Source organism: Oerskovia sp. NPDC057915, from assembly GCF_042887685.1.
In the GTDB taxonomy this organism is placed as follows: Bacteria; Actinomycetota; Actinomycetes; order Actinomycetales; family Cellulomonadaceae; genus Oerskovia.
Genome location: NZ_JBHVOS010000031.1, coordinates 27,333 through 49,905, shown reverse-complemented (window position 1 = coordinate 49,905; position 22,573 = coordinate 27,333). Strand labels below are relative to the sequence as shown.

Genomic DNA, 22,573 nt, shown 5'->3' with positions numbered 1-22,573 from the left:
CGGGGCGCCGTGTCACCCGGGGGGCGCCTGTCTCCCCCCCGGCGCGCTACCCCCCCCCCACACGGGTCTACCTCGGCGGGGAGGACAACGACTCCCGCATCACCTTCGCGAGCGAGAGCAGCCGCGCGTTGTCGAACAGGTCCTCGAGCAGCACCACGTTGCCCGACGAGTCTCCCAGCGGGACCTTCCAGTTGGGGTACTCCTGGTCCGTCCCGGGCTGGTTCTGCGTACGACGCTCCCCCACCGCGTCGGCGAGCGAGACGCCGATCAGGGCGGCTGGCGTCTGGGCGATCAGGACGTGCAGCGCCTCGACGAGCTCGCGCTCGGACGGGTCGTCACCGATCAGCCCGCGCTCGGCGAGGAAGGCCACCATGCCGTCGCGCTCCGCGCGTGCCGCCTGGCGGACCTGGGCGGCCGGCTCGGTGAGCAGACCCAGGCGCTCGCGCAGGTCGACGTGCTCACCCGCGAGGTAGCCCGCGGTCGGCGGCAGGTCGTGCGTCGTGACCGTGGCCAGCGCGAGCCGGCGGTACGCCTCAGGGGCCAGCGGACGCCCACCCTCGCCCTTCTCGAACCACAGCACCGAGGTCCCGAGGATGCCCCGCTCCGCGAGGTAGTCGCGGACCCAGGGCTCGTACACCCCGAGGTCCTCACCGATGACCATGGCCCCGGCGCGATGGGCCTCGAGGCACAGGATGCCCACGAGCGCCTCGTGGTCGTAGCGGACGTAGGCCCCGGCGTCCGCGCGCGCCGCGCCCGGTATCCACCAGAGCCGGAACAGACCGATCACGTGGTCGACCCGGACCGCGCCCGCGTGGCGCAGCACCGTGCGCAGCAGGTCGCGGAAGGGCGCGTACCCGGCGCGGGCCAGGGCGCGAGGGTCCCACGGCGGCTGCGACCAGTTCTGCCCCTGCTGGTTGTACATGTCCGGCGGCGCGCCGACCGTGACCCCGCCCGCGAGGACGTCGTGGTGAGCCCAGGCGTCGGCCCCGTGCGGGTGCACGCCCACGGCGAGGTCGTGCATGATCCCGATCGACATCCCGGCGCCCAGCGCCGTGCGCTGCGCGACCTCGAGCTGCTCGTCCGCGACCCACTGGAGCCAGCAGTAGAACTCGACCTGGTCGTCGAGCTGATCGCGCAGCGCCGCGACCGCGGGCGACGACGGGTCGAGCGCCTGCGGGGGCCAGTCACGGTCGCCGAAGTGGTCGGCGAGCGTGCACCACGTGGCGAAGTCCTCGAGCCCCTTGCCCTGCTCGGCCCGGAAGGCGTCGAACGCCGCCTGGCGCGCGGTCGACCGCGGCGCCGCGAAGACGACCTCGAGCGCGGCCTTCTTGGCCTCCCACGCCGCGTCCCGGTCGATCGGGCCGGAGTCGGAGCTCAGGTCCCGGATCGGGTCGAACGCCCACTCGACGAGCGAACGGTCCGCCGCCGACAGGTAGCCCGTCTCGCGCACGTCCTCGACACGGATGTACAGCGGGTTCACGAAGCGCCGGCTCGTGGGCAGGTACGGCGAGGGCGTCATGGGGGTGCGGGGCTCGGCCGCGGCCAGCGGGTTGACGAGCACGAAGTCCGCCCCCGCCCGGTGCGCTCCCAGCCACGCGAGGTCGGCCAGGTCGGCCAGGTCCCCCACGCCCCACGACGCCTTCGACCGGACCGAGTAGAGCTGGGTCATGAGCCCCCAGGCCCGCGCCTCGCGCACGGCCTCGGGCAGCTCGAGCCGCTGCGGCGTGACGACCAGCGTGGCTCGCGCCTGCGTGCCCTCGCTCGCGGCGTGGATCTCGTGCCAGCCCAGCGGGAGGTCCGCCGGGACGGCGAACGTCGCCCGCCCGATCGCCCGGCCGTCGACCGTGCGGGGCTCGACGTACGCGTCGACCTGGGTCAGGGCGCGGCGCTCCCGCACCGCGGGCGCGGTCGAGCGGAACCCGGGCTGCTCCACCGGCTCGAGCTCGGCCCACACCTCGACGGGCGCACCGTCGGCCACGTGCACGGGGAAGCGCACCTCGTCGCCCTGACGCACCACGACGGTCGGGGGCAGCATCTGCCGCCACTCGTCGTCGACCGAGTGCTCGAGGCTCACCGCGACCTTCTCGGGGGACGACGCGGGCACGCCGAGCGCCTCGAGCACCGCGACGAGGGTCTGCGCGCTCACCTGGCGCTGCGTGCCGTCGAAGCCCCAGAAGTCGGGCGCGACACCATGGGCCGCGGCCAGCTGGACCAGCGGTTCGGGCACGTCGGCCGTGACATGTTGTGGAACGCTCACGAGGGTGATCCTGCCAGAGCGCGGGGGCGACGGCAGACCTTGGCCCCGGTGTGGCGCGGGTGCTCGCCAGGTTCAGCCCCCCGGGCACGTGCGCACACCGCCCGCCCACCCTCCTCACAGGCCCTCCGCAGGACCCGTCCGCCCGCTCCCGGTGAGGCTCGTCACGTGGGGTGCCGGACGCCGTCGGGCCTCGCGCCGCGGAAGGTAACCTGCCGGGATGGCTTCCCCGTCCCCGTCCCCCACCGACCTCGGCGACCAGATCGCCGGGCAGGCCAACGTCTGGCTCGAGTGGTTCCTCGGCACGCCGCTGCGGATCATCCTCATCGTCGTGATCGGCTCGGTCCTGCTGGCCGTGATCCGCCGGATCATCCGCCGCGTGACCGAGCACATCGCCGACGGCACCCCGATCACCGAGCGGCGCGGCATGAAGGGCCTCAAGGGCCTCACGGAGTCGCCCGTGGGCAACGTCCTGCTGCGCGCCAACCCGCTCGCGAGCGCCCGGCGCGCCCAGCGGGCCCGCACGATCGGCTCGGTCCTGCGCTCGACCGCGAACATCCTGTTCGGGTCGACGATCGTCCTGATGGTCCTCACGGAGCTGGGCATGAACATCGCCCCGTTCCTCGCGTCGGCCGGGATCGTGGGCGTCGCGCTCGGCTTCGGCGCGCAGAGCCTCGTCAAGGACTTCCTGTCGGGCACGTTCATGCTGCTCGAGGACCAGTACGGCGTGGGCGACTCGGTCGACTTCGGGGTCGTGGCCGGGACGGTCGAGGAGGTCGCGCTGCGCGTGACGAAGGTCCGCGACGCCGACGGCACCCTCTGGTACATCCGCAACGGCGAGATCCTGCGCACGGGCAACAAGTCGCAGGAGTGGGGCCGCGCCTCGGCCGAGGTGCACGTCGCGTACTTCGCGGACCTCGACCAGGTCGAGCGGGTCCTGCGCGAGGCCGGCGAGGCCGTCGCCGCGGACCCCGTCCTGGGTACCTACCTCCTGGAGCAGCCGGCCGTGTCCGGCATCGAGTCGATGACCCCCGACGAGATGGTCCTCAAGGTCTCGGTCAAGACGCAGGCCTCGATGCAGGGCGAGATCTCACGGGCGCTGCGCACGACGGTCCGCGAGCGCCTCGCCGCCGCGCACGTGCCGCTGGCCGGTGCCGAGCCGCCCGCGGCCCTCGAGGAGGCGCCGCAGGACGTCGCTGCGCCGGTCCCGCCCCAGGTGTCGACCCCGGTGCCCGCCCACGGCACTCCTCCCGTCCGGGACGCGGTGCCGAACCGGGACGCGGTGGCCAACCGGGACACCGCGCAGAACCCGGGCGGCCTCCAGGCGCGGGACGCCGTGCAGCCGAAGGACGAGGTGCAGGCCGGGGACTCGCTGCAGAGACGCGACGCGCTGCCCGACGACCCGACGCAGCCGGACCGGTAGAGGGCCGTACTTCAGTCCCGGGCCAGGCTCCTCAGTCCCAGGACAGGAGGGGCTCGCCGGCCCGGACGGTCCCGCCCGGGGGGACGAGCATCGTCAGGAGCGACGGGTCGCCCTGGAGCGCGATGACCGAGCACACGGTCGACAGCCCCAGCGCGGCCACGCGCGGCGGCTCCCAGGAGAGCAGGGTCGTTCCCGCCTCGACCCGGTCGCCCGGCTCGACGTGGAGCTGGAAGCCCTCTCCTCCGAGGCGCACGGTGTCGATGCCCAGGTGGACCAGGACGGTGCGCCCACCGGTGGCCTCGAGCGCGAAGGCGTGCGGGAACAGGGAACCGACGGTGCCCGCAGCGGGGGCCACGACGGTCGAGATCCCGTCGCCGTCCACCGTGGGTTCGATCGCGAGGCCCGGCCCCGCGAACGCCTGCGCGAGCACGGGGTCGGGGACGTCGCGCAGTGCCACGACCGTGCCGGTCAACGGTGCTCCGACGCGCAGGACCGGCTCGTCCGTGGACGAGCCGGTCCTCGCGGGAGGTACGGAACCGGTCGGTGGCATCTGCTTCGTGTCAGCGCAGGGTGTCGAGCTCGGCGGCGAGGTTGTCGGCCTCGGGCCCCACGATCACCTGGATGACGCGGCCCGAGCGCACCACGCCGAACGCCCCCGTGGCCTTGAGCCCGACCTCGTCGACGAGCGCCGGGTTGGTCACCTCGACGCGCAGCCTGGTGATGCAGGGTTCGAGGTCGACCACGTTCGACTGTCCACCGAGCGCCTCGAGGATCTGCTGTGCCTTGCTCATCTACGAACTCCTGACTCCTGTGCTGCTGGGCGCCGTTGCCGGGGGAAGGCCTGCGAACAGGCCTCTTTCTCCCACCCTAGTCTCACAGCACTGGCCGGTGAGGGAGAACAGCGGGCGATTTCCCCCGCCCGACGGCGCCGCGCGCCACCCGCAGGCCCGGCAGGTCGTGCGCGTCCCGCCGGGCCGCACCCCCGCGGAGGGCGACCTGCGCGCCGGGCCCACCGGGCGCCGTCGGGAGGGCGCCGTCCCCGGCGACCACGCCCGGTCGCACGGCTCGTTGCCCGCTTGGCGCTCCGCTCGCGGCTGGGGAACACTGCGAGGTAGGGAAACCCGGCCGACCGCCGGGACCGGGCGAGCTCAGGAGGACGTCGTGGCCAGCGAGGAACAGCGGACGATCACCGGTATCGGGGTGTGCCCCGGGAAGGTCGTCGGACCGGTCGTCTTCCTGCCCGAACCGCTCGACGAGCCCTCCCCCGGACTCCGTCTGGCACCCACGGCCGACCTGCGTGCCGAGGCCGACCGCATCCCGGTCGCCGCCGCCCAGGTGCAGGCCGACCTCGACCGCGCCGCGGCCTCGGCGACCGGGGACACGCGCGACGTCCTGGAGGCCACGGCCGCCATGGCCACGGACCCCACGCTCGCGGCCGACGCCGAACGGCTCGTCGTCGAGGAGCACCTCATCGCCGAGCGCGCGGTGTGGGAGGCCGCCGAGTCGGTCGCCCAGCAGTTCGAGGCCCTCGGCGGGTACTTCGCCGAGCGTGCGCGCGACATCGCGGACGTGCGCGACCGGATCGTCGCCGCGCTCTCGGGACGCCCCGCACCAGGAGTGCCCGACCACCCGGAGCCGTTCGTGCTCGTCGCGCTCGACCTGGCCCCGTCGGTGACCGCGGGCCTCGACCCGGCGCGCGTGCTCGCGATCGTGACCGACGGCGCGGGGCCCACCTCTCACACCGCGATCGTCGCCAACGCCATGGGCATCCCCGCGGTCGTCGCGGCGGCCGGGGCGAGCGAGGCGCTCAGCGCGGGCGACACGGTCCTCGTCGACGGGTCGGCCGGGACCGTCCTGGTCCGTCCCACGGACGAGCAGGTCGCGGCCGCCCGGGCGCTGGCCGCGACCGTGCGGACCTTCTCCGGAGAAGGCCGCACCGCGGACGGCCACCGCGTCCAGCTCCTGGCCAACATCGGGGACCCCGCGGGCGCCGCACCCGCCGCAGCCGCAGGGGCCGAGGGCGTGGGGCTCTTCCGGTCCGAGTTCGCGTTCCTCGACCGTCAGGAGCCGCCGACCGTCGCCGAGCAGGTCGCGGCCTACCGCACCGTCTTCCACGCCTTCCCCGGCCGCAAGGTCGTGATCCGCACGCTCGACTCGGGCGCGGACAAGCCCTTGCACTTCCTGTCCGTCGACGACGAGGAGAACCCGGCCCTCGGGGTGCGCGGGCTGCGCACGGCCGAGAAGTGGCCCGACCTCCTGGAGCAGCAGCTCGAGGCCATCTCGCTCGCGGCCGCGGCCGAGGAGGCCGTGGTCTGGGTCATGGCGCCCATGGTCTCGACCGTCGCCGAGGCCGAATGGTTCGTCGGCCGGTGCACGGCCCACGGGCTCGACACCGCGGGCGTCATGATCGAGGTGCCCAGCGCAGCCCTGCTCGCCGGTCCCGTGCTCGCCCGCGCGCACTTCGCCTCGATCGGCACCAACGACCTCACGCAGTACACCATGGCGGCCGACCGCCTCCTCGGCTCGCTCGCCGAGCTCAGCGACCCCTGGCAGCCGGCGGTCCTCCAGCTCGTCGCCGCGACCTGCCGCGGCGGGGACCTCCAGGGGCGGCCCGTGGGCGTGTGCGGCGAAGCGGCGTCGAACCCCGTGCTCGCGGCCGTGCTCGTCGGGCTCGGTGTGTCCTCGCTGTCGATGACGGCGCGCGCGATCCCCGACGTCGCCGCCCTGCTGGATACGGTCACGATCGCCGAGTGCCGCGAGGTCGCGCAGCTCGCGCTCGCCGCGGAGAGCGCCGCCGACGGGCGCGCCGCGGTCCGGGCGGCCCTGCCCCGGCTCGACGAGCTGGGGCTGTGAGGAGGCCGACAGCGGCGAGCGTCACGTCCTCCGGGCGCCCGGGTGCGCACAGCCGGGTGGGATGATGGCCGCGTGACCAGCGATCCCGTCCCCCACCCCGGCGGCTCCTCCGCTGCCCTCCCGGTGAGCGCCGCGACCCCGCGCCTGCGCGAGTCCGTCGCGTCCTCGGACAGCCTCTACGACGCGATCGGGGGGCACGAGACCTTCGTGCGGCTCGTCGACGTGTTCTACGAGGGCGTCGCGACCGACCCCGTGCTCAAGCCCATGTACCCCGAGGAGGACCTCGGCCCCGCCAAGGTCCGGCTGACCATGTTCCTCGAGCAGTACTGGGGCGGCCCCACGACCTACTCGGAGCAGCGCGGCCACCCCCGCCTGCGCATGCGCCACGCCCCGTTCAAGGTCAACCCCGACGCGAGGGACCGCTGGCTCGCGCACATGCGTGCCGGCGTCGAATCGCTCGACCTCGCCCCGCTGCACGAGGCCACGCTCTGGGACTACCTGGAACGTGCCGCCCACTCGCTGATCAACACCTTCGAGGAGTGACGTGACCGACGTGACGGCCCCCCAGACGGCCTCGGCCGACCAGTCCGAGCACCGCGACCAGCCCCAGCCCCTGCGCACCAAGGTCACCGCGGACGAGCTCGCGCGCGACCCGCTCGGCAACCTGCTGCGCGCGCTCCAGCTCGAGGAGAAGCCGGCCGACGACTCCCGTTCCGACGGTGCCGACGTGCGCTTCGGCGGCCTGAGCGTCGACCAGCCCAACGCCCGGATCTACGGTGGCCAGGTGCTCGCCCAGGCGCTCATCGCCGCGGGCCTGACCGTCGAGGGCGACCGCCGACCCCACTCGATGCACGGGTACTTCCTGCGCGCGGGCGACCTCGACGCCCCCATCGAGTTCGCCGTCGAGAAGCTCCGTGACGGCCGCTCGTTCAGCGCACGCCGCACGCACGCCGTGCAGCACGGCAAGCCGATCCTGTCGATGATCGCGTCGTTCCAGGAGGAGCAGGACGGCGTCGAGCACACCTCGCCCATGCCCGAGGCCCCGGACCCCGAGTCCCTGCCGTCGGCGTTCGACGAGCTCGGCAAGATCCCGCACCCGGCCGCACGCTCTCGCTCGCACGAGGCCGCGTTCGACCTGCGCCACGTGGGCGGCTCGCTCTACCTGGGCCCCGGTGCCGAGCGCACCGACCAGCAGATGGTGTGGATGAAGGCCCGCGGTCCCGTCGAGGGCGACCAGCTCCTGCACCGCGCCCTCATGGCGTACGCGTGCGACCAGATCATGCTCGAGCCCGTGCTGCGCAAGACCGGGTCGAGCTGGGTCACGCCCGGTGCCTCGATCGCGAGCCTCGACCACGCCATGTGGTGGCACCGCGACGCCCGTGTCGACGAGTGGCTGCTCTACGTCCAGTCGTCCCCGAGCGCGCAGGGCGGGCGCGGGCTCGGCGCCGCTCGCGTCTTCACGCGCGACGGGACGCTCGTGGCGAGCATCGCGCAGGAGGGCATGCTGCGGCTGCCGGTCTGAGCGACGCGCTGAGCGGGCGAGCCGCCGGGGCGCGGGGCACGATGACCGGATGGTCCGTCTGCGCCGCGTCTCGGTCTCCTCGCCCGGCTACGGCCGACGCCGCCACGGCAAGGGCTTCTCGTACCTCGACGTGGACGGCTCACGCCTGACCGACGCGGACGAGCTCGCGCGCTGCACGCACCTGGTCGTCCCGCCCGCCTGGTCGGACGTGTGGATCTGCCGGTACCCGGACGGGCACATCCAGGCGTTCGGGTACGACGACGCGGGGCGCGGCCAGTACCTGTACCACGACCAGTGGCGCGAGCGCAGGGCCCGCCGCAAGTTCGACCACGTCCTGGCGGTCGGTGCCCGCCTCCCTGCCGCACGCCGCCGGGTCGCCAAGGACCTCGCGCTCGACGGGATGCCGCGGTCGAAGGTCCTCGCGCTCGCGTTCCGGCTCCTGGACCTCGCGTACTTCCGGGCGGGCAGCGAGGCGTACGCGAGGCAGAACGGCAGCTACGGGCTCGCGACGCTGCGCACCGAGCACGTGCGCGTGCGGCGCGACGGCTCGGTCCACTTCCACTACCCCGCGAAGTCGGGGCAGGTGCGCGACGTCGTCGTCGAGGACGAACGGGTCCGCGGGGCCGTCACGACGCTCGTGCGGCGACGTGACGCGGGCGACCTGCTCGCGTGGCGCGAGGAGACGCCGGACGGTGTCGTCTGGCACGACGTGACGAGCGCGGACGTGACCGCCTACCTCAAGGAGCGCCTGGGCGAGGACGCGACCGCGAAGGACTTCCGCACGTGGCACGCCACCGTCCTCGCGGCCCGCGCCCTCGCGGACGCGGGCGCACCGCCCACGGCGGCCCGCGCCCGGCGGGCCGTGGTCGCGGGCGTGGTCCGGGACGTCGCCGACGAGCTCGGCAACACCCCGGCCGTCGCGCGCTCGTCGTACGTCGATCCGCGCCTGATCGACCTCTGGGAGCGCGGGCAGACCATCGCCCCGCTCCTGGGCGGGCGCCGTGGTCAGGCCGCGGCCGAGCGTGCGGTGCTGGATCTGCTGGCCTAGGCACGGGCACGGTCGGGGCCGTCTCGGAGCTGCCGGGGTCCCCCGGGACGAACGGCCCTTCCTGGGAGTCTCCTGGACGTGCTACGTTCTGCCGCCATCTCATCACGTTCAAGCAGGAGCATCGACGATGATCTTCTTCGGCTGGGGCCGCAAGGCCAAGTCACAGCACATCTCTCCAGAGCAGGCGCTGGTCCTCGCCTACACCTACGTCCACATCTTCTGGCTCTTCCGCATCACGGTGCCGCGCGAGTACAGCCTCGCGACGCTCACGCCGTCGGGCTGGGCCCAGCGGCCGCTGACCGCGGACGAGGCGACGAACGCCCGGGGCGAGCTCTCGATCCACTGGTGGTGGAAGTGGGGGCTGGCGATCATCGGCGTCCCGTTCTTCGTGTTCTTCGTCTGGGCCGTCACGCTCCCCGCGTGACGCTCACCCGAGCCGGGTGACGGCCGGTCGCGAGCAGCCGTCACCCGGGTCACCATGGTGAGCACCATGACTCCCACCGATGACATCGCTCCCCCGCCGCCCCCGGAGACCGCGCCTGCCGACGGGCCGTCCGCGCCGGTCGCGGGGTCCCGACCCCTGACCGTCGCCGTCACGGGGGTGACGGGCTACGTCGGCGGCCGCCTGGTCCCCGAGCTCCTGGAGGCAGGGCACCGCGTCCGTGCGATCGCCCGCCGCCCCGAACGTCTGGCGGGGCGCGACTGGGCGCAGCGCGTGGACCTGGTTCAGGCCGACGCGTCGGACCTCGACCAGATCCGCGAGGCCCTGCGGGGTGCGGACGTCGCGTACTACCTGATCCACTCGCTCGGCACGGGCCGCTCGTTCGCGGCCCGCGACCGGCGCACCGCCCTGACGTTCGCCCGGGCGGCCCGCGAGGCGGGCGTCGGGCGGATCGTCTACCTCGGGGGCCTGTTCCCCGACGTCGACGACGCGGACCTCTCCCCGCACCTGGCCTCGCGCAAGGAGGTGGGCGAGATCCTGCTCGCCTCGGGCGTCCCGACGACGGTCCTCCAGGCCGCGGTGATCCTCGGGTCGGGCTCGGCGTCGTTCGAGATGATGCGCTACCTCACCGAGCGCCTGCCCGCGATGACGACGCCCCGCTGGGTCGACAACCGCATCCAGCCGATCGCGATCCGTGACGTGCTGCGCTACCTCGTCGGCAGCGCGACGATGCCCGCCGACGTCTCGCGCGCGTTCGACATCGGCGGACCCGACGTCCTGACCTACCGACAGATGATGCAGGGCTACGCGCAGGTCGCGGGGCTCCCGCGACGGCTGATCGTGAGCGTCCCGGTCCTGACCCCGCGCCTGTCGAGCCACTGGGTGGGCCTCGTGACCCCCGTGCCCGCGAGCATCGCCCGCCCGCTCGTCGAGTCGCTCGTCCACGAGGTCGTGTGCGACGAGCACGACATCGCCCGGTACGTGCCCGACCCGCCCGGCGGGCTGATCGGCTTCCGCCGCGCGGTCGAGCTCGCGCTCCAACGCGTCCACGACGGCGAGGTGACCACGCGCTGGTCGTCGGCCGCGGTCGAGGGGGCGCCGAGCGACCCCCTGCCCTCCGACCCCGACTGGGCGGGCGGCTCGCTGTACGTCGACGAGCGCCGACGCGTGGTCGACGCCCCGGCCGACGTCCTGTGGTCCGTGATCGAGTCGATCGGCGGGCAGCGCGGCTGGTATTCGTGGTCGCTCGCGTGGCGGGTGCGGGGCCTGCTCGACCGTCTGTCGGGCGGGCCGGGCCTGCGGCGCGGGCGCCGCGACGAGCGCACGCTCGTGGTCGACGACGTCCTCGACTTCTGGCGGGTCGAGGCCATCGAGCCGGGCCGTCGCCTGCTGCTGCGCGCCGAGATGCGGCTGCCGGGTCTCGCGTGGCTCGAGCTGCGCGTCGACGAGTCGGCCGAGGAGATCACGGGGCCCGACGACGTCGGTCCCGCTCCCGAGGACGCGTCCGGGCCGGGCCGGGCCTACTTCGCGCAGCGGGCGCTGTTCCACCCGCACGGGCTCGCCGGGCAGGCGTACTGGTGGTCGGTCGCGCCGTTCCACGGGGTCGTGTTCGGGGGCATGCAGAAGAACATCGCCGAGGCCGCGGAGCGGGCTGCGGCAGCGGAGCGGGCTGCGGTGGCGAGCAGGACCTCGGCCGGGCCTCCGACCGCGTGGCCTACTCCTCGAGCGCGGTGAGCATCCGGTCGACGAGGGCGAACGCGGTCTCGCTGACGACCATGCCGGCGAGCGTGACGTCGGTGAGGTCGGCGTAGTCCTCGATGAGCTCGCGGATGTCCTCGTCGAGCACCCCGGGTCGGTGCACGGCCCCGCGGGCGGGGACGGCACCCGAGACCAGGTCGAACGTGAGCGACGCGATCGCCGCGAGCAGCGGCTCGTCGTCCGCGACGAGACGGGCGATGGCCGCGCGCCCGGCGGCGGACGTCGCCTCTCCCGTGACGGCCTGGAACGCGAGCAGGGCGACCTGGAGGGTCCGAGGCCCGTGGAGGAAGGACTCGTCGAGAGCGGGCAGGACCTCCTGCGCGGCGAGCAGGACCTCGAGCTGGAGGTCGACCTGGTCGGCCGGCTCGCCGGGCAGGTGGGCGGCGCCCATGGTCAGCAGGAGGAGGGCGACCCCGCTGCGCACGTCCTCGGGCTGGCTGTCGTCCCGCACCACCGCGGCGAGCACGCGCAGCGCGGGCACCGACACCCCGTAGAGGGCGCCCTCGTGGTTCACGACCTGCCACAGCAGGTCGAGAGCCTCGTCCTGCTCCGCACCCGCCGGTCCGACGACGGCGCGCACCAGGGCAGGGACCACGTCGGCCGCGCCGAACGCCCCCTGGTAGGCGGCCCAGTCCACGGCGTCGAGCTCGAGCTCGACGTCCGAGACGGGCGGCTCGGACCGGGGCAGAACGGGCAGAACGTCTTCGGGTCCGGCGCCGACGGCCACGTCGGCGCCCACAACCTCTACGGTGTCCACGCGCGCATCATGACATCTACCGGGGGTATCCGTCACGGTCGTGTTCGTCACCGGACCGTCCGACGTCTCACCGAGCACCGCCGCGGGACGCCGGCCGGGCCGGACGGGCTCAGCGCCCCCGGCGACGGAACTCGAGCGGCTCCTCGACGAACGGCTGCCAGGCCGCACGCTCGGGCTCGGTGATGCGTCGCGGCGCTCCGGTGGCCGCGTCCACGACGACGATGGTCGTCGCGGCCTTGGCGTAGGGCCTGCTGCCGATCGAGGGCCCCGTGCGCTCGGTGCCGTCGGGCCACTCGGTGTGCACCTCGTAGCAGACCTCGAGGCTCGCCCCGCCCAGGTGCCCGAGCCACATCTCGACGCGCACCGGGCTCCGCGTGAACCCGAGCGGCCGCAGGTACTCGATCTCCTGCCGGGCGACCAGGGTGTGCGACGTCGCGTGCGGGCCCGTGTCGAGGACCGCCGTGGGCCAGCTCTCCTCGGTCGAGGCCTCGGGGTGGCGCCAGAACGCGGTGATGCGGGCATCCTCCAGGAGCCGCAGCATCTCGACGTTGTTGACGTGCTGATAGGCGTCGAGGTCGGACCAGCGCAGGGCGACGGGGACGTGCAGGCGGGTCATGGAAGTCCTTTCTTCGCGTGGGGCTCGGGCCTCTCGTCCGCCGGGGATCGGCGGGGAGGCACCCGGGTCACCTTACGCCCGCCTCAGGTCGCCGCGACCTGGGCGGCCACGCGGCACGTCGTGAGCGCCGAGAGCTCCTCCGCGACGGGCAGCCAGACGAGGCGCCCCGCGACCTTCCCGATGCTCGCCCGCAGCCTGCGGCGCGCGCGGGCCGCACGCCGTCGGGCACCGAGGGCCCCCACGACGCGCGCCGCGAGGGCCAGCACGATGCCGACCAGCACCCCGCCCACGACCAGGAGCGTCGGCCAGGGGAACCCCCGCCACACCGGGGTCTCGGGGGTCGGGAGCTGGAGGTAGGCGAGCACCGCGAGCACGCCCAGCCAGACGAGCCCCACGACCAGCGCACCCAGCACGACCCACTGGAGGACGCTCACGACGCCCCACCAGCGCGGGCGCCGCGCGGCCTCGAGCTCGGTCCCCGCGACCGCCTGGTCGAGCTCGTCGGCCAGCCCTCCGGTGCTGTCGGTCACGCGCGCCCGCGCGCCGAGCGCCCAGTCCTGCGGGGCGCCGGCCGTCATGGTCGACACGTACTCGCGGACCGCGACCTGCGCGCGGGCTGCGACCGTGGGCGAGGCCCGCGGGACGGACGTCCGGGCGAGGTCGGGCCGGTCGGTGCCGCGCGTGAGCCCCAGGCGTCGCAGGGGGTCCACGCGGAGCCGCCCGATCCACCGCGTGGGCGGCCACCCGGTCGCGGCGCGGGCGCGCCGGTTCGCCGAGCCGCGGACGGCGTCGACCACGGTCGGCACCCCGGCCGCGGCCTCGAGGGCGTCGACGAGCCGTGACCGCGCCGCGTCCTGCGAGCGCTCGGGCACCTTGTCCCCGCACGCGTCCACGATCCGTCGCGCGACGGAGCGCACGTCCGCGACCAGGCGCGCGACCGCGGCCTCCCGCCGGGCGGCGGCCTGGTCCAGGAGCGCGTCGAGCTCGTCGACGCCCTGCCCCGTCGTCGCCGAGACGCCCAGCACGCGCGCCGCGGCGAGGCCGTCCTCGGCCACGAGCCGGCGCAGGTCCGCGAGGCACGCGGTCGCCTCCTCGGGGGTCAGCCGGTCGATCTGGTTGAGCACGACCACGAGGACGTCGCCGTGCCCCGCGAGCGGGCGCAGGTAGCGCTCGTGCAGCGCGGCGTCCGCGTACTTCTGCGGGTCGACGACCCACACGAGCAGGTCGACGCGCTCGACGAGCCGCTCGGCGACCGCGCGGTGCTCGGTCACGACCGAGTCGTGGTCCGGCAGGTCGAGCAGGACGAGCCCGTCGGTGGCCACACCCGCACGGTCCGCGGCGTGGTGGCGGTCCCCGACCTCGAGCCAGCCCAGCAGCGGGTCGGCCCCCGGCCCCCAGACGACCGCCATCGGGCGCGACGTCGTCGGGCGCGTGATGCCCGGGCGGGCGAGCGGGGCACGCGCGATCGCGTTGAACAGCGACGACTTGCCCGACCCGGTCGAGCCCGCGAGCGCGACGACCGTGTGCTCGGCCGACAGGGCGGTGCGCGTCGCGGTGCGCGCGAGGACGGCGCGCGCGTCGTCGAGCAGGTCGTCCGGGAGGCGGGCCGTGCCTGCCGAGACCGCGGTCTCGAGCGCGGCGACGCGGGCCGTCAGGTCGAGGCGGGCCATCAGCGCTCGTCCCCGGTGGGCGCGGCCGGGTCCGTCTCGCCTGGACGAGCGCCGAACAGCCGGCGCCAGAACCCGGGACGCTCGGCCACCGACGCGTCGTCGAGGGCCGGTGGTCCGGACGCGGGGGCGGCACGGGCCCCACGCAGGGCACCCCCCTGCCCGACGGCGCCGCTCACCTCCCCCGTCACGCCCGCCCGGTCGCGGGCCTTCTGCTCGCGGCGCGCTGCCTGGCGCACGTCGTACGCCGCGGCCCGGAGCGGGGCCCCCGTCGCGTCCCCCGTACCGAGCGCGTCGAGCTGCGACGTGTAGCGCCGGGCCTCGCCGTCGAGGACCGCCGCGACGCGGTCCGCGAGCCGGTCCTGCGCGGTGCGGGTCAGACGGCGGACCGCGTCGTCGCCGAACACCGCCTCGAGGAGCTTCTGCGCGAGCACCGCGGTCCCGCCCGCGATCCCGATCTCCGCCCCGGTGATGCCACCCGTCGACGCGAACACCAGGACCATGAGCGCCACGCCCAGTCCGTTGAGCCCGAACGACAGCGCGCGAGCCGTGCCACGCCTGCCCGCGGCCTGCTCGCCCACGAGCGCGAGGACGTCGGACTGCCAGCCGCGGATCTCCTCCGCGACCCGGATCCGCAACGACGCCGACGCCCGGGACAGGTCGAGCCCGTCGAGCAGCGCCGCTCCTGCCGGGTCCGCACGCCACGCGCGGTAGGTACGCTCGGCGGCCTCCTCCGCGGCGTCGAGCACCACGGACTCCAGGCCGTGCGAGATCGCCTCCTCGACGCCCGGGACCTTGCGCCCCTTGCCGCGGAAGAAGCCGCCGATCGCGTCGCGGACCGAACCGACCTTCTGCTCGACCGCCCGGAAGAGCTCGCCCGTGCCCACGAAGTCCTGCCAGCGCGCGAGGACCTCGCCGCGCAGCATCGCGCCGTCGCTCGTCGCGGCCAGGACCGTGCGGCGTGCGTCGTCGTAGGCCGACTCGACCGCGGACCGCAGGTGGTCGTCGGCCTCGTGCTGCACGTCGACCGCGCCCGCGAGCCGCAGCGCGCGCCGCACCAGGTCGTCGACCACGCCGTCCCGGGTCGCGTCGATCACGGCCGAGCGCGCGCCCGCGTCGCCGCCGAGCGCGGTCAGCCAGCGCGAGATCTCCCCGACCGCGGTCTCAGGCAGCAGACCGTCCGTGAGCGGGGCCTCGGGCACGACGAAGATCGGTGCGTCGCCCAGGCCGTTCTCGGTGGCGAGCCGCTGGAGGTCCGCACCGACGGCCTCCGCGCCGGGATCCACGCGGTCCAGGACGAGCGCGACCTGCGCGCGCCGGGTCGCGGCCTCGTGGAGCAGGTCCCAGGGCACCGCGTCGGCGTAGCGGGCGGCCGTGGTCACGAAGAGCCACAGGTCCGCGGCCCCCAGGAGCTGCGCGGCGAGCTCGCGGTTCTCGACCACGACCGAGTCGACGTCCGGGGCGTCGAGGAGCGCCAGGCCCGGCGGCAGGACCTCGGACCCGACGAGCCGGACCGAGCGGTGCGCCCCCTCGGCGGACCCGTGGTCCACGGGTCCCGTGACGCGCGCGAGCCCCGGCAGGATGCGGTCCGTGCTGAACCAGCGGGCGTCGAGCGGGTGGTGCACCAGCACGGGCGAACGGGTCGTGGGCCGCAGGACCCCCGGCACGGTGACCTTCTCTCCCAGGAGCGAGTTCACGAGCGTCGACTTGCCCGCCCCCGTCGAACCACCGACCACCACGAGCAGCGGCGCGGACCGCGACCGCAGGCGCGGGAGCAGGTAGTCGTCGAGCTGGTCGACCGCGAGCGCGAGCGTCCGACGGTCCTCCTCGACACCGGGCGTCACGAGCGGCAGGCGCTGCGCGGTGAGCTCGCCCCGCAGGACGTCGAGCGCCGCGACGAGCTCGTCGGCGCCCTGCGACGTGCGGGCCGGTGCGCGCTCCGTGCCCGCATCCTCGTCCGCGACGTGCCGGCCGTGACCGGCCTCGTCGAGGCCCTGGTCGAGGCCCTGGTCGGGGGCCTGGTCGAGGCCCTGGTCGAGGCCCTGGTCGGGGGTGCCGGTGGCGCGGGAGCGGTGGTCGCCGCCGTCGGACGTGCCGTCGTCGGTGGTACCGCCTTCGGTGGCGCCGCCGACAGGCGGGCCGGCGTCGTCGCTCGGGTGGGTCATGCGCCTCAGTCTGCCGGACGCAGTGCCCGCGCGACCGGTGAGCGCGCCGGGACGACGAAGGGCCCCGGCGGATCGCCGGGGCCCTTCGGTCGCGGTGCCGCCCGTCAGGGGACGAGTACCGGGCGTGCGCTGGTCAGTCGCGCGTCAGCTTGCGGTACGTGACGCGGTGCGGGCGCGCCGCGTCGGCGCCGAGGCGGCTGATCTTGTTCTCCTCGTACGAGGCGAAGTTGCCCTCGAACCAGTACCAGTTCGCCGGGTCCTCCTCGGTGCCCTCGTACGCGAGGATGTGCGTCGCGACGCGGTCGAGGAACCACCGGTCGTGCGAGACCACGACAGCGCAGCCCGGGAACTCGAGCAGGGCGTTCTCGAGCGAGCCGAGGGTCTCGACGTCGAGGTCGTTGGTGGGCTCGTCGAGCAGCAGGAGGTTTCCACCCTGCTTGAGGGTCAGCGCGAGGTTCAGACGGTTGCGCTCACCACCCGAGAGCACGCCGGCAGGCTTCTGCTGGTCCGGGCCCTTGAAGCCGAACGCCGCGACGTACGCCCGCGAGGGCATCTCGACGTTGCCGACCTTGATGAAGTCCAGACCGTCCGAGACGACCTCGAACAGCGTCTTCTTGGGGTCGATCCCGCCGCGCGACTGGTCGACGTAGGAGATCGACACGGTCTCGCCGACCTTCAGGTCGCCGCCGTCGAGGGGCTCGAGGCCCACGATCGTCTTGAACAGCGTGGTCTTGCCGACGCCGTTCGGACCGATCACGCCGACGATGCCGTTGCGCGGCAGCGTGAAGCTCAGGCCGTCGATGAGCCGGCGGCCGTCGAAGCCCTTCTGCAGCTTCTGGGCCTCCAGGACGACCGAGCCCAGGCGCGGGCCCGGCGGGATCTGGATCTCCTCGAAGTCCAGCTTCCTGGTGCGGTCCGCCTCGGCGGCCATCTCCTCGTAGCGCGCCAGACGCGCCTTCGACTTGGTCTGACGCCCCTTCGCGTTGGAGCGGACCCACTCGAGCTCGTCCTTCAGACGCTTCGCGAGCTTCTGGTCCTTCTTGCCCTGGATCGCCAGGCGCTCCTGCTTCTTCTCCAGGTACGTGGAGTAGTTGCCCTCGTAGGGGTACAGGCGACCGCGGTCGACCTCGCAGATCCACTCGGCGACGTGGTCGAGGAAATAGCGGTCGTGGGTCACGGCGAGGATCGCGCCGGGGTACGACGCGAGGTGCTGCTCGAGCCACAGGACGGACTCGGCGTCCAGGTGGTTGGTCGGCTCGTCGAGGAGCAGGAGGTCGGGCTTCTCGAGGAGGAGCTTGCAGAGCGCGACACGGCGGCGCTCACCACCCGAGAGCACCGACACGTCGGCGTCCGGCGGCGGGCAGCGCAGCGCGTCCATGGCCTGCTCGAGCTGCGAGTCGAGGTCCCACGCGTCGGCCGCGTCGATGGCCTCCTGGAGGGTGCCCATCTCGGCGAGCAGGGCGTCAAAGTCCGCGTCCGGCTCGGCCATGAGCGCCGAGATCTCGTTGAAGCGGTCGAGCTTGCCCTTGATCTCGGCCACGCCCTCCTCGACGTTGCCGAGGACCGTCTTCTCCTCGTTCAGGGGCGGCTCCTGCAGCAGGATGCCGACCGAGTAGCCGGGCGAGAGCCTGGCGTCACCGTTCGAGGGCTGCTCAAGGCCGGCCATGATCTTCAGGATCGTGGACTTGCCGGCACCGTTGGGGCCGACCACACCGATCTTGGCCCCGGGAAGGAAGTTCAGGGTGACGTCGTCGAGGATGACCTTGTCACCGTGCGCCTTGCGCGCCTTGTACATGGAGTAGATGAACTCAGCCACTGGCTCTGTTCCACCGTTCGATCGCTCGCGGGATGCTGTGCGCCCGCCCCGGACCCGGGGGTGCCCCGGTCGGGGCGGGCGTCTTCGACCCCCCAGCCTACGCGGTCGGGCCTCAGCGCGTCGCCAGGAGCTCGCCGGTCGGCACGTCCTCGCGGGTGTCGTCGGCCGCGGCCTTGTCGTCGACGGTTCCCGAGTCGTCGACCCCCGCGCCCCGTTCCCTCAGCGCGTCGTCCACCAGGCCGTGCTCGGCGTCGTCGTCCTCGGGGAACGGGTCCTCCCCCAGGCGGCCCAGGTCCCACGCGCTCCCGTCGCCCGGGCCCTCGCTCAGTCCCGTCCGGTCACCGGGCACGGAGGTCCCCGAGCCCGGGACGACCCCGGGCGCGCCGGGCGCCGGGGCGTCCGCGGCGCCGTCGGGCTGGGCGGTGCGGTGGACCGTGTGCTGGAACTGCGCGCGACCGCGCGTCAGGTCCGGGCCGAGCGCGCTCGCCTCGATCACGAGGTTGGTGCGCGGGCCCTCGGGGCTCGTCCACTCGTCGACCGCGAGGCGGCCCGTGACCACGACCGCATCGCCCTTGCGCAGGGATGCCGCCACGTTCTGCGCCATGGCCCGCCACGCCTTGACGGTGAACCAGATGGTCCGCCCGTCGACCCACTCGCCGCGCGACCGGTCGAGGTAGCGCGTGGTGCTCGCGATGCGGAAGCTCGTGAAGTCGTTGCCGGTCGGGGACGTGAAGAGCTTGGGGGTCGTGCCCATGAAGCCTGCCAGCGTCACCGTGACGTCGTTGCCCATCGTTCCTCCTGGGTGCGGGGCCGGCCTGGTGCCGACCGCGCACTCAGGCTGACGGTTCGCGCGTCGCGGCGTCCTGGGCCGAGGGGGCGTCTGTGGACAGGTCGCTCAGTTCCTTGGCTGTGGGCAACGTCAGGGGCCCGGTGAGCGGTGACGCCTTGCCCGTGTCGCGCGCGGACTGCGCCAGCTCGCGCACCCGCCGGTGCTCGTCGAGGAGCTTCTGCGTGGGCTTGCCCATGGTCTCCTGGACCACCCGCTCGACCGCGCCGTGCCCCGATGCCAGGACCGTCGCCTCCCGGCGGCGTGCCAGCGTGCGACGGATCTGGATCCCCGCCAGGAAGAAGCCCAGGGCGACCAGGACCGCGACCCCGGCCACGATCGCGGACGTCGCCACGATCGCCCTGTCCAGGTCCAGCACTCCCAGCGAGCTGAGGATGGCGAGCGCCCCCGTGACCACCGCGACGCCGATCGCCGCGAGGGCCGTGGTGCGGGTCGCGCGCGCCGAGGACGGACCGCGGGTGTCGAGCGAGACCTTCGACAGCGCGCGCTGCGTGTCCTCGACCAGCCGGTCCGCGGGAGCCACCGCCTCGTCGAGCGCGTGCTTCCAGCCTGGGCGCAACGCCTTGCCCGCCCGCGCGAGCCACCGGCTCCGGGACAGCGCGACGGCGTCGACCTGCGGCGGGGCGAACTCGGGGCGGCCGTACCCGTTGCGCACCGCCGCGGCGACCTGCCCCGCGACGGCAGAGAGCCCCGTGGCCTCGCCGATCGCCGCGACCTCCTCGTCGACCGCGGTGCTCATGGTCCACGGCACCTCGCCCGGCGTCTCCTCGAGCAGGAGCGCACCCGCACGGTCGAGCTCGCCCGCGACGCGGCTCGCAGCGACGCTCCGGCGGGCCACGGCCTGCTCCAGGAGCTCGCGCACCTGCCCGAGCCCCTCGCCCGTGCGCGCCGAGACCATCGTCACGAACACGCCCGAGAGGCCGTCCTCCTCCAGGAGACGCCCCATGTCCGCGACGAGGTTGCCGCGCTGCGTCGTGGGCACCGTGTCGATCTGGTTGAGCGCCACGACCATCGACGCCTCGAGACCGACCGACTTCTGCAGATAGCCCGAGTGCAGCGCGTCGTCCGCGTACTTCTGCGGGTCCACGACCCACACGAGCAGGTCCACGAGCGGCAGGACGCGGTTGACGACCTCCTGGTGCGCGGGCTCGATCGAGTCGTGGTCAGGCAGGTCCAGCAGGACCAGGCCCTCCAGGCCCTGCTCGGCGTCGCCGTCGAGCTCGCTGCCGCGCGTGATGCGGCGCTCCGGGTCGACCTCCAACCAGTCCAGCAGCGCCGTCGCCCGGTCGCTCCACGAGCACGCGGTGATGCGGGCCGTCGTGGGCCGCTTGGCGCCCACGTCCGCGAAGTTGAGCCGTGAGATGCGGTTGAAGAGGCTCGACTTGCCCGACCCCGTGCCTCCCGCGAGCGCCACGACCGTGTGGTCCACACCGAGCGCCAGGCGCTCCCGGACGCCGCCGATCGCGGTCCGGACCCGGGCTGCGACCTCCGGGTCGAGCCGGTCGCCCGCGAGGTCCAGGGCCTTGGCGAGGTCGTCCGTGCGGGACCTGAGCTGGGTGTCGTGGGACGTCATGAGAGCCTCCTGAGCTCGGCGAGGCGCAGGCGCAGCCCGACGGCGGCATCCGGTGCGAGGGCGGGGACGTCGAGGCGTTCGTGCAGGTCGACGGACTCGCGGGCCACCATGGCGGCGGCACGGTCCGCGAGGTCCGACGTCAGGGTCGCGACCGACGCGTCCCCGGCGTCGCCGAGCAGGCCGTGCACGAGGCGAGCGGCGTCGTCGGACCCTGCAGCGGCCGTGAGGAGCAGCGCCGCGACCCCCGTGGGGCCGAACGCCTTGACGGTCGCCTCGGCCCGGCGCGTCTCGGCCGTCTCCTGCGGGGCGATGCCGGGCTCGTCGACGCCCCGCAGGGCCTCGACGGCGCGGTCGGCGACGGCGACCCACTCGTGGACCTGCGTCGCCGCGGCCTTCTCGCGAGCGGCCTCCCGGACCGGGTCCCCGTGCTCGGGGGCGAACGCCGGGCCGCCCGGAGGCGCCGACGGGCCGGAGAGCGCGGCGCGCAGCGCGTCGTCGGCGCTGGCCCCCGCGGCGACCAGCGTGCGGGTCGCCGCGGCGCGCACCTCGTCGAGCAGGGGTTCGAGCGCGACCTCGCGCGCACGCCCGCGGCGCTTGGTCGAGCGCGCGAGCCCGTGCCTGATCTTGATCCGGTCGATCTTCTCGGCGCCCGCGAGCTGGGCCCAGCGCGAGGCGACCGACCCCCCGGCCACGACGCCCGCGGCGACGGTCCGGCGGGCCGAGGCCTCGGCGTCGGGCAGCGCGCGGTCGATCGTCTCGCGCAGGACCTCCGCGGCCTCGACCTGCTCCTGCACGGCGTCCGCGATGCCCGTGACCCACGCGGGCAGCGCCGCGAGCGACCCCTTGAGCGTGCGCACGATCACGGCGCGCGAGCGGTCCGGCCCCGCGAGCATCGTGAGCCAGCGCGCGATGGGCGCGACCGTCGCACGGTCGAGCATGCCCTCGTGCGGGCCGGCGTCGGGGATCACGAACAGCGGCACGCCCTCCATGCCGTGCTCGCGCAGGCGCGCCAGGAGGTCGCCGCGGATCGTCGTGAGGTTGTGCTGCGGGACGCGGTTGAGGACCATCGCGACGCTCGCGCCACGCTCCATGGCCTGCCCCAGCGCGACCCACGGCAGGGCGTCCCCGTACCGCGCGGCCGTGGTCACGAAGAGCCACAGGTCCGCAGCCTCGAGGAGCTGGGCCGCGGTCGACCGGTTCTCCGCGAGCAGCGAGTCCAGGTCCGGCGCGTCGAGCAGCGCGGTGCCGCGCGGCACGCCGTCGTGCTCGACCACGCGCGACATGGCCGTCGTGGGGCTGTGGACCAGGACGTCGACGTCGAGCGGGTTGTAGGCGAAGACGGGCTCACGGGTCGTCGGGCGCAGGACCCCCGCCGTGGAGACCTCCTCGCCCAGGAGCGAGTTGTACAGGGTCGACTTGCCCGCGCCCGTCGACCCCGCGATCACCACGACCGCGGGCGAGGACAGCTCCTTGAGGCGCGGCAGCAGGTGCTCGTCGAGCTGGTTCAGGAGGCGCTTGCGGGCCTCCTCGGCGTCCGCGGCCCCCGCGAGGTCCAGCGGGAGACGGGCGTCGGCGACGTCGCGCCGCAGGTCCCGGCCCACGTCGTAGACGGTGGTCCCGATCTCCTCGGGGGCGTTGCCTGGCGTGTTGCCGGGCGTCCTGCCCGAGGCGGAAAAAGCCCGCGGGGCACGGTCGGCAGCATGTCGGGTCGTCACCCGTTCATCTTCTGTGGTTACCGAGGCGATGCCAAACGCGCGCGCCGATGACCGGGTGACGGACTGCGGCCGGGCGGGTGAGATGGCGGGCAGGGACGGCCCGACGGCGGCGCGCGC

Annotated in this window: 18 protein-coding genes; 7 read left to right on the top strand and 11 right to left on the bottom strand. The window is 74.4% G+C overall.

Going from position 1 to position 22,573, the window contains the following annotated elements; translation table 11 throughout:
- Positions 1-67 precede the first annotated feature (67 nt).
- Positions 68-2,257: a 4-alpha-glucanotransferase gene (gene malQ, locus ACFVQ3_RS17595; RefSeq protein WP_387641799.1), complete on the bottom strand. Its 2,190-nt coding sequence runs from the start codon at positions 2,255-2,257 to the stop codon at positions 68-70.
- A 217-nt stretch (positions 2,258-2,474) separates the two neighbouring features.
- Between malQ and ACFVQ3_RS17590 the strand changes: the two genes are divergently transcribed.
- Positions 2,475-3,677, top strand: a complete 1,203-nt coding sequence (locus tag ACFVQ3_RS17590; protein WP_387641796.1) for a mechanosensitive ion channel domain-containing protein — start codon at positions 2,475-2,477, stop codon at positions 3,675-3,677.
- Positions 3,678-3,708: 31 nt separating this feature from the next.
- On the opposite strand, the gene ACFVQ3_RS17585 is transcribed toward ACFVQ3_RS17590, so the two are convergent.
- A complete protein-coding gene (locus ACFVQ3_RS17585) occupies positions 3,709-4,227 on the bottom strand; it encodes a PTS glucose transporter subunit IIA (protein WP_387641794.1) in 519 nt (172 codons plus the stop codon).
- Positions 4,228-4,237: 10 nt separating this feature from the next.
- Positions 4,238-4,468 (bottom strand): glucose PTS transporter subunit EIIB, encoded by a 231-nt coding sequence (locus ACFVQ3_RS17580; protein ID WP_030150932.1) that lies wholly within the window; start codon positions 4,466-4,468, stop codon positions 4,238-4,240.
- 370 nt (positions 4,469-4,838) lie between these two features.
- On the opposite strand from ACFVQ3_RS17580, the gene ptsP reads away from it, so the two are divergent.
- The 6 genes from ptsP (at position 4,839) to ACFVQ3_RS17550 (ending at position 11,276) form a co-directional block, all read left to right on the top strand.
- Positions 4,839-6,530, top strand: a complete 1,692-nt coding sequence (gene ptsP, locus ACFVQ3_RS17575) for a phosphoenolpyruvate--protein phosphotransferase (protein ID WP_387641791.1) — start codon at positions 4,839-4,841, stop codon at positions 6,528-6,530.
- Between the two features lie 144 nt (positions 6,531-6,674).
- Complete coding sequence (locus tag ACFVQ3_RS17570) at positions 6,675-7,073, top strand: globin (protein WP_387641804.1); 399 nt, start codon at positions 6,675-6,677, stop codon at positions 7,071-7,073.
- Positions 7,074-7,143: 70 nt separating this feature from the next.
- Entirely contained in the window at positions 7,144-8,052 is a 909-nt protein-coding gene (locus ACFVQ3_RS17565) for an acyl-CoA thioesterase (RefSeq protein ID WP_387641802.1), read from the top strand.
- Positions 8,053-8,101: 49 nt separating this feature from the next.
- Complete coding sequence (locus ACFVQ3_RS17560; protein WP_387641789.1) at positions 8,102-9,100, top strand: DNA topoisomerase IB; 999 nt, start codon at positions 8,102-8,104, stop codon at positions 9,098-9,100.
- Between the two features lie 127 nt (positions 9,101-9,227).
- The gene (locus tag ACFVQ3_RS17555; protein WP_387641787.1) at positions 9,228-9,524 is read left to right on the top strand and encodes a hypothetical protein; all 297 of its coding nucleotides are present in this window, start codon (positions 9,228-9,230) and stop codon (positions 9,522-9,524) included.
- A gap of 66 nt (positions 9,525-9,590) precedes the next feature.
- The gene (locus ACFVQ3_RS17550) at positions 9,591-11,276 is read left to right on the top strand and encodes an SDR family oxidoreductase (protein WP_387641784.1); all 1,686 of its coding nucleotides are present in this window, start codon (positions 9,591-9,593) and stop codon (positions 11,274-11,276) included.
- On the opposite strand, the gene ACFVQ3_RS17545 is transcribed toward ACFVQ3_RS17550, so the two are convergent.
- The 8 genes from ACFVQ3_RS17545 to ACFVQ3_RS17510 form a co-directional block, all read right to left on the bottom strand.
- Complete coding sequence (locus ACFVQ3_RS17545) at positions 11,257-12,057, bottom strand: hypothetical protein (protein ID WP_387641782.1); 801 nt, start codon at positions 12,055-12,057, stop codon at positions 11,257-11,259. The genes ACFVQ3_RS17550 and ACFVQ3_RS17545 overlap by 20 nt on opposite strands.
- Positions 12,058-12,166: 109 nt before the next feature.
- On the bottom strand, positions 12,167-12,673 hold the full coding sequence (locus ACFVQ3_RS17540) for an acyl-CoA thioesterase (protein ID WP_387641780.1): 507 nt from the start codon (positions 12,671-12,673) through the stop codon (positions 12,167-12,169).
- Between the two features lie 83 nt (positions 12,674-12,756).
- On the bottom strand, positions 12,757-14,343 hold the full coding sequence (locus ACFVQ3_RS17535; protein WP_387641777.1) for a GTPase family protein: 1,587 nt from the start codon (positions 14,341-14,343) through the stop codon (positions 12,757-12,759).
- Positions 14,343-16,505: a dynamin family protein gene (locus ACFVQ3_RS17530; RefSeq protein ID WP_387641774.1), complete on the bottom strand. Its 2,163-nt coding sequence runs from the start codon at positions 16,503-16,505 to the stop codon at positions 14,343-14,345. The genes ACFVQ3_RS17535 and ACFVQ3_RS17530 overlap by 1 nt, the downstream gene beginning before the upstream one ends.
- Positions 16,506-16,638: 133 nt before the next feature.
- Positions 16,639-18,321 (bottom strand): energy-dependent translational throttle protein EttA, encoded by a 1,683-nt coding sequence (gene ettA / locus ACFVQ3_RS17525; RefSeq protein ID WP_387641771.1) that lies wholly within the window; start codon positions 18,319-18,321, stop codon positions 16,639-16,641.
- Between the two features lie 112 nt (positions 18,322-18,433).
- Positions 18,434-19,111, bottom strand: a complete 678-nt coding sequence (locus ACFVQ3_RS17520) for a single-stranded DNA-binding protein (protein WP_387641768.1) — start codon at positions 19,109-19,111, stop codon at positions 18,434-18,436.
- 43 nt (positions 19,112-19,154) lie between these two features.
- Positions 19,155-20,741: a GTPase gene (locus ACFVQ3_RS17515; protein ID WP_387641766.1), complete on the bottom strand. Its 1,587-nt coding sequence runs from the start codon at positions 20,739-20,741 to the stop codon at positions 19,155-19,157.
- Positions 20,738-22,456: a GTPase gene (locus tag ACFVQ3_RS17510; protein ID WP_387641763.1), complete on the bottom strand. Its 1,719-nt coding sequence runs from the start codon at positions 22,454-22,456 to the stop codon at positions 20,738-20,740. The genes ACFVQ3_RS17515 and ACFVQ3_RS17510 overlap by 4 nt, the downstream gene beginning before the upstream one ends.
- Positions 22,457-22,573: the final 117 nt, after the last annotated feature.